Here is an 11797-nt window from a genome sequence, read left to right as displayed (position 1 = left end):
ATTGCAAGCCCCGCGCCCTTCGCGCAACGGAATTTTCTCCTGACCTACGTTGAGTAGTCCGCGATTATCATCTACATATAATTCCCTACTGTAATGAGGGGGCTCATTCATGGGGAGCGACCTTTGGTCAGTCGGGCAATGGCTGGCTTTAGTCGAGTATGAACTTCTGCTCTTCGCAGGAGTGTTCTTTCTTATCGGGGCGGCTGATGAGTTCGCGGTTGATCTGATTTATTTCTACAAGCGATGGCGCGGAGAACTGCGAACGCTCCGTTTATCGACGCGCGATTTGCCGCATCGTCAACTTTCCGGGCTGGCGGTGGTGATGATTCCGGCCTGGCGCGAAGACAAGGTCATCGGCCATACCATCGCCCACGCGCTATCGGCCTGGCCTCACGAGGACCTGCGAATCTACGTTGGCTGCTATGCCAACGATTCGGCGACGCTGGAGGCGGCCATGCGCGCCGCCAACGGCGATCCGCGCCTGCGCATCGTGGTCAATACGAAGCACGGGCCGACCAGCAAGGCCGATTGCCTCAACCGCATCTATGAGGCGATGACCCAGGACGAGCAGCGCACGGGCCGTCAGGTGCGCATGGTGCTGCTGCACGATGCCGAGGACATGGTCGATCCGGCGGCGCTGCCGCTGCTCGACCGGGCCATCGAGCGGGCGGAGTTTGTGCAATTGCCGGTCCTTCCCGTGCCGCAGCCCGACAGCCGCTGGATCGGCAGCCACTATTGCGAGGAATTTGCCGAGGCCCACGGCAAGGGCATGGTCGTGCGCGCGGCGCTGGCTACGGGTTTACCCGCAGCGGGGGTCGGCTGCGCATTCGAACGCGGGATGCTGTCGGAGATGGAGCGCCAGCGCAGCAAGAGCGGCCCCTTTGCGGAACGCTCGCTGACCGAGGACTACGAGCTGGGTCTGCGAGTCGCACTGGCTGGCGGGCGTTCGCGGTTCCTGCGCGTGCGCGACGAGGCCGGTGTGCTGGTTGCCACGCGGGCCTATTTCCCGTCCGACATTGCTTCGGCGGTGCAGCAGAAGTCGCGTTGGGTGCACGGCATTGCGTTGCAGGGCTGGGACCGGCTCGGCTGGAGCCGGGGCCTTGGCGAATGGTGGATGCGCCTGCGCGACCGGCGCGGGCCGTTCGCGGCGCTGGTGCTGTTCAGCGGCTATCTGCTGCTGGTGCTCGGAACGCTGTCGTTCCTGCTCAGGCAGTTTGGATTGGGTGTGGCCTGGAAGCCCGATGCGCTGCTGTTGTGGCTGCTGGGGCTGAACGTAGCCAGCTTCGTATGGCGCGGGGCCATGCGCTATGCCTTCACCGCGCGCGAATATGGCCGGACCGAGGGACTGCGTGCGGTGATGCGCATTCCGGTGGCCAATGTGGTGGCCATCATGGCCGGGCGGCGGGCGCTGTTCGCCTATCTGCGCACGCTGCGCGGGGCTGCGCCGACCTGGGACAAGACCGAGCATGACGCTCACCCGGCGCGCGCCTTCGGCGACAACTCGCCGCAGTCGGGGCGGAAGCTTGGCGAGGTCGTGAAATGATCGCGGTCGGAACGGAAACCGTACGAGGGCAACCGGTGGTTGCCATGGTCGCGGTTCTGGCTGTGTGGGTCTCCCTGCGGCTGGCGTTCTGGCAATCGCCGCTGATGCTCTCGCAGGCCCAGGCGGAGTGGACCATCCCCGGCGCGCTTGCCGCGCTGCCGAGGCGGTTGGCCAGGACAGGGCGTGACGGTGACGGAGCCATTACCGCGCGCTACGCCCGTCTTGAGACGGATTTTCGCCCGCTGGTCAGGATCGAGCTTGGCCGAATGAGCCGCGAAACCCTGCACTCCGCGAAGACGGCGGTTGTTGTGTATCCCGGCGAACCTGCACCGTACTCCAAACGCCTGATACGGCTCTCGCCCGAGCCAGCGCAGGCGAGCGAACCAGTGCCTCGCGTGAGCCGTCCGTCCGCAGTCGCATCCGCTGGCCCGTCGGGTGATCCGGTGTTCGCTCCGAGGCCTGCCGCGCAGTCGCGCTGGACGGCGAGCAGCTGGCTGTTCTGGCGCGATAGCAATGCCGGAGGGCAACAGGCGGCGACCACCCCGAACTATGGCCGCAGTCAGGCCGGTGTGGTGCTGGCCTACCGGCTGGCGCCCGAGAGCGGGCATCGTCCGCAGCTTTACATCCGCGCCACCTCTGCGCTTGAAGGCCCGCGCGAAGACGGTCTGGCCGCTGGCCTCTCGGCGCGGCCTGTGCCCGATGTGCCGCTACGACTGGCAGCCGAGGCCCGCGTGAGCCTGCGTGACGGAACGAGCGAGCTGCGTCCGGCGGTTTTTGCGGTCACTGAACTGGCGCCCTTTGCGCTTCCGGCCTCGATGGTGGGCGAGGCCTATGCGCAGGCGGGCTGGGTCGGGGGCGATTTCGCGACCGGCTTCGTCGATGCCCAGATGCGGATCACCCGCGCCCTGGTGCGGAGCGAGGGCTTTGCCCTGTCGGCGGGCGGCGGGGCATGGGCCGGGGCGCAGAAGGGCACCCGGCGACTCGATGTCGGCCCCACCGTCAGCGCCAGTTTTCGCGTGAGCGACGAGGTCTACGGTCGCCTCTCTGCGGACTACAGGGTGCGCGTGGCGGGCAATGCCGAGCCTGCAAGTGGCCCTGCGCTCACACTGTCAGCAGGTTTTTAGCCGCAGCGCGGCATTCACCTTTGCCTCAGGCCTGCCATGCGATAGGCCGCTGCTATGGATGTCTACCTTCCCATCGCCAATCTGTCGGTAAACGGCCTGTTTATCGTCATGCTCGGCTTTGGCACGGGCATCCTGTCGGGCATTTTCGGCGTCGGTGGCGGGTTTCTGACCACGCCGCTGCTGATCTTCTACGGCATTCCGCCCACTGTTGCCGCCGCCTCCGCCGCCACGCAGGTGACCGGGGCCAGCGTTTCGGGTGTGTTCGGACACATGCGCAACAAGGGCGTCGACTTCCAGATCGGCGCGGTGATGGTCGCGGGCGGCCTGTGCGGCGCGCTGGTGGGCGCCGGGTTGTTCTCGCTGTTGCAGGCGATTGGCCAGATCGATGTGGTCATCAACCTGCTGTATGTGCTGCTGCTCGGCACAATCGGCTGGCTGATGATGCGTGAGGCGCTGGCCGAGTTGAAGCCGGCCCGCTTCGGCACCAAGAAGCGGGCTGCCAAGCGCCGCCACCACCCGATGATCGCTGCGCTGCCCTATCGGATGCGGTTCTATGCTTCGGGCATCTACGTGTCGCCGCTCGCGCCGGGGCTGCTGGGGCTGATCGTTGGCATTCTGACCATGCTGATGGGCGTGGGCGGCGGCTTCATGATGGTGCCTGCGATGCTCTATATCCTCGGGATGAGCGCGCGGGTGGTGGTCGGCACCAGCCTGTTCAACATCCTGTTCATCACCATGCTGGTGACGATGGTGCACTCGTTCACCACCCATGCGGTCGATATCGTGCTGGCGGGGCTGCTGCTGGTCGGCTCGGTGACGGGCGCGCAATACGGCACCCGTATCGCGCAGGTGGCCAAGCCCGAGATCCTGCGCCTGATCCTCGCCTCGATCGTGCTGGCCATCGCGCTGCGCATGGCCTTCGGCCTCACCATCCGGCCCGACGAGGTCTATTCGGTGGTGCCTTTGTGATGGGTATCCTCGGCGCTGTTCCCTCCGCCTTTGGCTCCGGGGCACCTGCGGGCGGCCGGTCGGCCTTGCGGCCCTTCGGGCCGTTGGCGGTGGTGGCGCTCCTTTTCGCCGTGCTGCTTACTTCTCCAGCCCATGCGCAGGGGCGCGATCCGATCCTTGTCGTGGGCGCCTCGCAGAAGGATATCGTGTTGCGGCAGGGCTTCACTGGCACCGAGTTGCTGCTGTACGGCGCGCTGCTCGACCCACGCGGGCGGCGCGCGGCGGAGGACTACGACATCGTGGTCGTGCTCAAGGGCCCGACCGAGCCGATCACCCTGCGCGAGAAGGAGCAGATCGCCGGCATCTGGGTCAACGCCGCCAGCACCGACTATCGCTCGGTGCCCAGCTTCTACGCCATGGCCTCGTCGAGCCCGGTGTCCGAGATCGTCGATCCGCGCACGGCGGCGATCTACGAGTTCGGCCTCGACTATATCCAGCTTTCGCCCACCGGCACCATCGATCCCGAGGAACAGGCGCGGTTTTCCTCCGGCCTCGTCGACCTGCGCCAGCGGCAGGGGCTCTACAACCAGTTCGACGGTGCGGTCGATCTGGAGGAGGGCGTGCTCTATTCGGTGCGTCTGCCGATCCCTTCGAACGTGAGGCCGGGCGAATATACGGCGGAGACCTTCGCGGTTCTCAAAGGCCGGGTGATCGCCTCGAACAGCCGCGAACTGGTGGTGCACAAGGAAGGCGTGGAGCTCGCCATCGCCAACCAGTCGCAGGACAATTCGTTTCTTTACGGCCTGTTCGCGATCAGCATGTCGCTGTTCATGGGCTGGGCGGCGGGGCGTCTGTTCGCAATCGTCTAGCGGATGGCCCCAAGGGGCGGGGCCTTGATTTTGACGCGATTTTAACCAGCCGGTCGCTATCCGTTGACCAATCCAAAGTGTTTGGAGCGGAAACTGCCGATGACCGACATGCGCCACAATTTCTTCGACGGCGCACAGCCGCATAGCCCGGCTGCCGATCCGCACACGGCTCCCGCTTCGCCTGACGAGGGACACGATCTCGATGCGCAGCCCATTGGCTGCGTGCTGGAGGTATCGGGTGCGGGGGCGGCCATTGCGCTCGATCTGATGCAGCTCAATGCCTGTATGGCCGATGCCGACCCCTCGGTCGCGCTGGCCGGGCAGGTGGGCAGCCAGATCAAGGTGCGCACCAGCGAGGGCTGGTTGCTGGGTTCGGTGCGCGACCAGCGGCAGGACCGGCGCGGCGACGGCAACGTGATCGTCGCCCACATCGATTTCATGGGCGAGGGGCTACAGGAACGGCTGACCGGCAAGCTCTATGGGTTCCGGCGCGGTGTGACGCGCTATCCGGTTCCGGGTGCAGAGATCTTTCCTGCTTCGTCCGACGATCTGCGGCAGATCTACTCTTCCGATGGGCGCCGTTCGATCCAGGTCGGCACCGTCTATCCTACCCGCGACATCCGCGCGGGGATCTATGTCGATGCGATGCTGGGCAAGCACTTCGCGCTGCTCGGCTCGACCGGCACCGGCAAGTCGACCGGCGCGGCGCTGATCCTGCACCGCATCTGTCAGGCCGCGCCGCAGGGCCATATCGCGATGATCGACCCCCACGGCGAATATGCCGCCGCCTTCCGCAACACCGGCATGATCTTCGATGTTTCCAACCTGCAGATGCCCTACTGGCTGATGAACTTCGAGGAGCACTGCGAGGTGCTGCTGCGCTCCGCCGGCAACGACCTTCAGGAAGACAAGGACATTCTCGCCAAGTGCCTGCTGGCGGCGCGGTCGAAGAACCGGCTGGCGCAGGGGCTCGGCAAGATCACCGTCGATTCGCCGATCCCCTACCTGCTCTCGGACCTGACCAACATCCTGCAGGACGAGATGGGCAAGCTCGACAAGGCGACCACCACCGCGCCCTACATGCGGATCAAGACCAAGATCGAGGAACTGCGCGCCGATCCGCGCTATCAGTTCATGTTCTCCGGCATGCTGGTGGGCGACACCATGGCCGACTTCATCGCCAAGGTGTTCCGTCTGCCCAGTTCCGACAAGCCGGTGTCGATCATCGACGTTTCGGGCGTGCCCTCGGACATCACCCGCACCGTGGTTGCCGTGCTCAGCCGGATGGTGTTCGACTTCGCGATCTGGAGCCGGGGCGAGCGCACCACGCCGATCCTGCTCGTGTGCGAGGAGGCCCACCGCTACGTGCCGAACGAGCGCAACTCCGACGGCAACTCGGTCGGCCGTATCCTCTCGCGCATCGCCAAGGAGGGCCGCAAGTACGGCATCTCGCTGGGCCTTATCACCCAGCGACCGTCGGACCTTGCCGAGGGCGTGCTCTCGCAGTGCGGCACGATCATCTCGATGCGCCTCAACAACGAGCGCGATCAGGCTTTCGTCAAGGCCGCCATGCCCGAAGGCGCGCGCGGCTTCCTCGATTCGGTGCCCGCCTTGCGCAACCGCGAGTGCATCATCTGCGGCGAGGGCGTGTCGATCCCGATGCGCGTCAACTTCGATGCGCTCGAGGAGTCCAAGCGCCCCGCCTCCGACGACCCCAGCTTCGTCGAGCTGTGGAGCCAGAGCGGCGGCGAGGAGGAGATGGTCCACCGCACCGTCCAGCGCTGGCGCGCGCAGGGCAGCTAGAGGTCCGCGCTCATCCGACCGGTGGGTTGCCCCTCGGCATGGGCACCCTCGGCCGCCAGTTCCGGGCTTTGCGCGCCTGCCGCGCTGCGCCAGTTGAAGTGGTGGTAGAAGTACCAGCCCAGCAACAGGCCAACCGCCGCGCCGACCGGGAAGCTCAGCCAGATCGCATCGGCTTCGAGCCACCGGTAGGTCAGCTCGTAGAAGCCCAGACGCACCGGGAACAGCGCCACGGCCACCACCACCAGCGGTATCCACACCGCGCCTGCCGCGCGCATCGTGGCGGTATAGACCATCGTCACCCCGAACAGGATGAAGTTCCAGCTCGCCAATAGCTGGATGTGCTGCGCAATCGGCACTGCCGGGCTGTCGGGCCCGAGGAACAGCACCAGCACCGGGCGGTCGAACAGCAGCAGCAGCACGGTCACCACGCCGGTGAAGCTGAAGTTGAGCAGCAACCCGGCCTTGGTCACCTTGTCGAGCCCGTCCCACTTCCGCGCGCCGATGAACTGTGCCGCCATCGCCGAGACCGCGCCGCCGATCGCCATGGCGGGCATCTGGATGTAGTTGAACAGCTGCATCGTTGCGCCATAGGCTGCCGTCGTCAGCAGCCCCTCGCGGTTGACGAGGCCGACCACGATGATCCCCGCGCTGCTCATCACCAGCAGCTGCGCGCCCATCGGCAGACCCTTGGTGAGGATGAAGGTCAGCTCCTCCTTCGAGGGCCAGAGGTAACGCAGCTCCTTCGCGCGCAGCCGCAAGGGCAGATCCTTGACGTAGACGTAGGTCACCATCGCGATGAACGAGATCATGGCCGAGATGATCGTCGCCAGTGCCGAGCCCGCAATGCCGAGCTGCGGGAACGGGCCATAGCCCGCAATCAGCAGTGGGTTGAGCACCGTATCGAGCGCCACGGTCACACCCATGAAGATCAGCGGCGTGCTCGCATCGCCCGTGCCGCGCAGGCCCATCGAGAGGATGATCGACACCATCATGAACGGCATCGAGAGGAAGATCAGCTGGAGGTATACCAGCGCCAGCGGATAGGCCCCTGCGGGCGTCGCCAGAAGGCGCAGCAGGGGGCCCGCGCCGGCATAGCCGATAGCGGCGATCACCAGCATCAGCATCGCGCAGAAGCCCACCACCGAGCCGAAGCTGCGCCGCGCTCCATCAAGGTCGCGCCCGCCGAAGCGCTGTCCGATCAGCACCGTGCCCGCCATGCCGAAGCCGAAGGCCGCCGAGCTGACGAGGAACATGACGATATTGGCATTGGCGGTGGCGGCCAGCGCCTCTTCGCCGATCAGCCGCCCGACCCAGATCGAGTTCACCGTGCCCGACAGCGATTGCAGCACGTTGGTGAGCAGCGCTGGCAGGCTGAACATCAGCAGCGTCCTGGGGATCGGTCCCGAGGTGAGATCACCGCGCATCCGGGCTGGTGGCTTCGTGGCCACTTCTGTTGGCGAATCGGACATAGTCAAGTTCCGCGTGTATCGCCAAACAGGTGAATGTGCATCCTGTCGCTCATGCGAAAGCCGTGCGCGAGGCAGATCGGGGCAAGCCACTTCTCGCGCTCGCGCAGGGTCTGGCTGTCGGTGCCCTCGGGCATCAGGTAGACCTTGGCAGGCGCGATCATGTGGCGGCGGACCAGCGCCAACACCTCGTCGATGTGCTCGCGCGCGCCAATCACGAACTTGAGCACGGCGCGGGGCTCGCTGGCCCAGAAGTCGAGCATTGCGGGCTTGAGCGCGAGGCTTGCCGGGTTGCCCGAATGGGCGAGCTTGGGGCTGACGTTGAACTGGTCGATCCGCACGTCGAGCCGGGCGGGGGGCTTGGTGGTGCCGTTGGTCTCGATCTCTACCGTCATCGCGGGCAGGTGTTCGAGCATGGTGGCGAGCGCACCGCCTTGCAGCATCGGCTCGCCGCCGGTGATCACCAGCCGCTTCTGTCCGAGCGCCGCGATCCGGGCGGCGACGTCGGCCTCGTCGAGGGTGAGTTGGTTGGCCTTGCGGTCGTAGGTGGTGTTGTCGCGGTGGGGGCGCTCGTCATCGGCGAAGTGCCAGGTGTAGGGGGTGTCGCACCAGACACAGGCGAGGTTGCAGCGCGACAGCCTGACGAAGGCGACCGGGGTGCCGGTGCTCGGGCCTTCGCCTTGGAGGGAGGCGAAGATCTCGGGCTCTCCGGGGGCCTGCGTGGCGAGGACTAGCGCCATGAGGCTGCCTCAAGGTGTGACAGGTGTGACACTGTCCTGAGCGGAAACTTTTTGCGCGGCGTTTGGCGCTGTTGGGCCTTGGTGCGAGGGGGGCTGGGGCGGGTCATTGTTTGGTTCATGCCACAGGGTGTGGCTTGTAGGAAATCCGCCATGGATCAAGAACCTCATCCGCTCGCCCTGAGCCAAACACCAACCCCGCTCATCCTGAGCCAAACACCACCCCCGCTCATCCTGAGCTTGTCGAAGGATTGTCCTTTTCTTTGAGCGTAGTGCTCGGAAGAAGAAAGACAGCCCTTCGACAAGCTCAGGGCGAGCGGGTGGAGGTTCGTTACCCCAACCGCGCCAAGGCCGCCGTCAGCCGCTCGATCTCGCCCGCGTGGTGAGCATGATCGGCGCGGGCCTTCTCGACCGCTTCGGGCTTGGCCTTCTCGGCAAAGGCCGGGTTCGACAGCCGTCCGTCGAGGCTCTTGAACTCCTTCTGCGAGGCCGCCAGCGCCTTTTCCAGACGCGCCTTCTCGGCATCGAGATCGACCACGCCCTCAAGCGGGATCAGGAACACGTCGTCCATCGCCGTCACCTGCATCGCCGCGCCCGCCGGAGCCTCGGCGAACTCCACCGGGGTGAGGCGCGCCAGCCGCTCGATCGCCGCCGCGCTGCGCTCGACCACGCGTTTGGCGAGGTCGCTCGGGGCGGGGCAGAAGGCGGCGAGCTTTGCGCCCGGCGCAATGCCCAGCTCGTTCTTCGCCGCGCGGGTGGCGGTGGTGAGCGCGATCACCCAATCGATGGCGTCGGTCGCGTCCTTGCTGACCGAGGCCTGCGGTTCGGGCCACTGGGCGAGGATCAGGTCGTAGGGGCGTGTCCCCTGCGCGTGCCACAGTTCCTCGGTGATGAAGGGCATGAACGGGTGCAGCATCACCAGAATCTGGTCGAGCGCCCAACCGGCCACCGCGCGGGTTTCCACCGCCGCAGGGCTGCTTTCATCGCCCGCGAACACGGGCTTGGTCAGCTCCAGATACCAGTCGCAGAAGCGGCTCCACGCGAACTGGTAGATGGTGTTGGCCGCGGCATCGAAGCGCAGCTCGGCCATGGCTTTATCCAGCGCCTCGACCGTCTGTGCGACTTCGCCGATGATCCACTGGTTTGCCGCCAGTTTCGCTTCCGGCGCGGCAAGGCTGGCCGAAGCGCCAATGCCGTTCGACTGGCAGAAGCGGGTGGCGTTCCAGAGCTTGGTGGCGAAGTTGCGATAGCCTTCGACGCGGCTTTCATCCATCTTGATGTCGCGGCCCTGGCTTTCCATCGCGGCCATGAAGAAGCGCAGCGCGTCGGCGCCATATTTGTCGATCAGGATCAGCGGATCGACCACGTTGCCCTTCGATTTCGACATCTTCGAGCCGTCCGCCGCGCGCACGAGCCCGTGGAGATAGAGGCGCGGCCATGGGATCTGGCCGGTGTTGTGCATCCCCATCATCATCATGCGCGCATCCCAGAAGAACAGGATGTCGAAGCCCGAAACGAGCAGGTTGTTGGGATAGTGCTTTTCGTAAAGCGAGCCTGAACCGACATCCGCTCGTGCTGAGCCACCAACCCCCACGTCCGCTCGTGCTGAGCTTGTCGAAGCACTGTCCTTTTCTTCCTGTGTTGCGTTCGAATTGGAAAGCAGCCCTTCGACAGGCTCAGGGCGAGCGGAGGTGGGGTCGTTGTCAGGCCAGCCGAGCGTGGCGAAGGGCCAGAGCGCGGAGGAGAACCATGTGTCGAGGACGTCAGTGTCGCGGTAAGCGAGTGCAACGTGGGCAGGATTGCCATCCGCAGGCTCATAGGAGAGCGCATCGTTGCGATTGTCGAAATAGACGAACTCCTTGATGGCTGGGTGTTTCGCTTTCGCGAGCGTCTCGAACTCATCGCGGCTGTCAGTGACGAACACTTCGGTCTCAAGGGTGATGTGATTGAAAATGTACCAAGCCGGAATCCGGTGCCCCCACCACAGCTGGCGCGAAACACACCAAGGCTGGATATTCTCCATCCAGTTGAAGAAGGTCTTCTCCCACGTCTTGGGCACGATCTCGATCTCGCCCGACTTCACCGCCTCAATCGGCGCACCGGCCAGCTTCTCGGCATCGACATACCACTGGTCGGTAAGCCATGGCTCGATCACCACGCCGCCACGGTCGCCAAAGGGCGTCGCGATCACGCGCGGCTCGGCGTCGTGCTCGACTTCTTCGCCCTTCTTGGTCTTGGCCGCATGCGGGATCAGCAGGCCCTCGGCCTTCAGCGCCGCCACGACCTTTTCGCGCGCGCCGTCCTCGCCATCGCGTTTGAAGCGGTGCAGGCCGATATAGTCCTCGGGCACCAGCCCGTCCGCCGTCTGACACACGTTGGCATCTGCATCGAGCATGTTGAGCATCTCGGCCGGCTTGATCCCCGCGCGCTTGCCCACTTCGAAGTCGTTGAAATCGTGCCCCGGCGTGATCTTCACCGCGCCGCTGCCCAGCTCGGGATCAGCATGTTCGTCGGCGACGATGGGGATGCGCCGTCCGGTGATCGGCAGCGTCACGAACTTGCCCACAACCGACTTGTAGCGCGCGTCCTCCGGGTTCACCGCCACGGCCATATCGGCCAGCATCGTCTCGGGCCGGGTGGTGGCGACCTCGATATAGTCGCGACCATCGTCGAGCGTTACGCCATCGGCCAGCGGGTATTTGAAGTGCCAGAACCCGCCGTTGAGGTTCTGCGTCTCGACCTCAAGGTCGGAGATCGCGGTCTTCAGCTTGGGGTCCCAGTTTACCAGCCGCTTGTCGCGGTAGATCAGGCCCTTGTTGTAGAGGTCCACAAACACCTTCACCACCGCGCGGGTAAAGTGCGGGTCCATCGTGAACTGCTCGCGGCTCCAGTCCATCGAGCAGCCGAGGCGGCGCAGCTGGCGGGTGATCGTGCCGCCGCTCTCGTGCTTCCACTCCCACACCTTCTCGATGAACTCTTCGCGCGAATAGTTGCTGCGCTTGTCGCCAGCGGCTTCCATCTGCCGCTCGACCACCATCTGCGTGGCGATCCCGGCGTGGTCGGTGCCGACCACCCACAGCGCATCCTTGCCTTTCATGCGCTCGTACCGGATCACAATGTCCTGCAGTGTGTTATCCAGCGCATGACCGATATGCAGCGAGCCCGTGACGTTGGGCGGAGGATTGACGATGGTGAAGGGCTCGGCATCCGGGCGCTCGGGCCGGAAGGCGCCGGTTTCTTCCCAGTGGGCATACCATTTCGTCTCGATGGCGGCGGGGTCGAAAGTCTTGTCAAGTTCGCGGGTCAT

The 11797-nt window shown here is 65.3% G+C and carries 8 protein-coding genes; 5 read left to right on the top strand and 3 right to left on the bottom strand.

Annotation, left to right across the window (positions count from 1 at the left end; genetic code table 11):
* Positions 1-109: 109 nt before the first annotated feature.
* The 5 genes from D2V17_RS13760 (at position 110) to D2V17_RS13740 (ending at position 6287) form a co-directional block, all read left to right on the top strand.
* Positions 110-1543, top strand: a complete 1434-nt coding sequence (locus D2V17_RS13760) for a glycosyl transferase family protein (protein WP_119593377.1) — start codon at positions 110-112, stop codon at positions 1541-1543.
* The gene (locus tag D2V17_RS13755) at positions 1540-2667 is read left to right on the top strand and encodes a hypothetical protein (RefSeq protein WP_119593376.1); all 1128 of its coding nucleotides are present in this window, start codon (positions 1540-1542) and stop codon (positions 2665-2667) included. The genes D2V17_RS13760 and D2V17_RS13755 overlap by 4 nt, the downstream gene beginning before the upstream one ends.
* A 54-nt stretch (positions 2668-2721) precedes the next feature.
* Positions 2722-3636, top strand: coding sequence for a sulfite exporter TauE/SafE family protein (locus D2V17_RS13750; RefSeq protein WP_119593375.1), 915 nt, complete (start codon positions 2722-2724; stop codon positions 3634-3636).
* Entirely contained in the window at positions 3636-4484 is an 849-nt protein-coding gene (locus D2V17_RS13745; protein WP_119593374.1) for a TIGR02186 family protein, read from the top strand. Before D2V17_RS13750 ends, D2V17_RS13745 begins: the two co-directional genes overlap by 1 nt.
* Positions 4485-4583: 99 nt before the next feature.
* Positions 4584-6287 carry an ATP-binding protein gene (locus D2V17_RS13740; RefSeq protein ID WP_119593373.1) on the top strand — a complete coding sequence of 568 codons (1704 nt, stop codon included), beginning with the start codon at positions 4584-4586 and terminating at the stop codon, positions 6285-6287.
* Here the strand turns inward: D2V17_RS13740 and D2V17_RS13735 are convergent.
* The 3 genes from D2V17_RS13735 to D2V17_RS13725 form a co-directional block, all read right to left on the bottom strand.
* The gene (locus tag D2V17_RS13735; protein ID WP_245978722.1) at positions 6284-7711 is read right to left on the bottom strand and encodes an MATE family efflux transporter; all 1428 of its coding nucleotides are present in this window, start codon (positions 7709-7711) and stop codon (positions 6284-6286) included. The genes D2V17_RS13740 and D2V17_RS13735 overlap by 4 nt on opposite strands.
* A gap of 47 nt (positions 7712-7758) precedes the next feature.
* Positions 7759-8493 (bottom strand): 7-carboxy-7-deazaguanine synthase QueE, encoded by a 735-nt coding sequence (locus D2V17_RS13730; RefSeq protein ID WP_119593371.1) that lies wholly within the window; start codon positions 8491-8493, stop codon positions 7759-7761.
* Between the two features lie 328 nt (positions 8494-8821).
* Entirely contained in the window at positions 8822-11797 is a 2976-nt protein-coding gene (locus D2V17_RS13725; RefSeq protein WP_119593370.1) for a valine--tRNA ligase, read from the bottom strand.

Origin of the sequence: Aurantiacibacter xanthus, from assembly GCF_003584015.1 — a bacterium.
Classification (GTDB): domain Bacteria; phylum Pseudomonadota; class Alphaproteobacteria; order Sphingomonadales; family Sphingomonadaceae; genus Alteraurantiacibacter; species Alteraurantiacibacter xanthus.
This window is presented reverse-complemented; position numbering and strand designations above follow the sequence as displayed.

Coding starts and splice junctions, on each gene's coding strand:
- D2V17_RS13745 (WP_119593374.1), top strand. CDS start 3,636: ATGGGTATCCTCGGCGCTGTTCCCTCCGCCTTTGGCTCCGGGGCACCT.
- D2V17_RS13760 (WP_119593377.1), top strand. CDS start 110: ATGGGGAGCGACCTTTGGTCAGTCGGGCAATGGCTGGCTTTAGTCGAG.
- D2V17_RS13740 (WP_119593373.1), top strand. CDS start 4,584: ATGACCGACATGCGCCACAATTTCTTCGACGGCGCACAGCCGCATAGC.
- D2V17_RS13730 (WP_119593371.1), bottom strand. CDS start 8,493: ATGGCGCTAGTCCTCGCCACGCAGGCCCCCGGAGAGCCCGAGATCTTC.
- D2V17_RS13750 (WP_119593375.1), top strand. CDS start 2,722: ATGGATGTCTACCTTCCCATCGCCAATCTGTCGGTAAACGGCCTGTTT.
- D2V17_RS13725 (WP_119593370.1), bottom strand. CDS start 11,797: ATGACCCGCGAACTTGACAAGACTTTCGACCCCGCCGCCATCGAGACG.
- D2V17_RS13735 (WP_245978722.1), bottom strand. CDS start 7,711: ATGCGCGGTGATCTCACCTCGGGACCGATCCCCAGGACGCTGCTGATG.
- D2V17_RS13755 (WP_119593376.1), top strand. CDS start 1,540: ATGATCGCGGTCGGAACGGAAACCGTACGAGGGCAACCGGTGGTTGCC.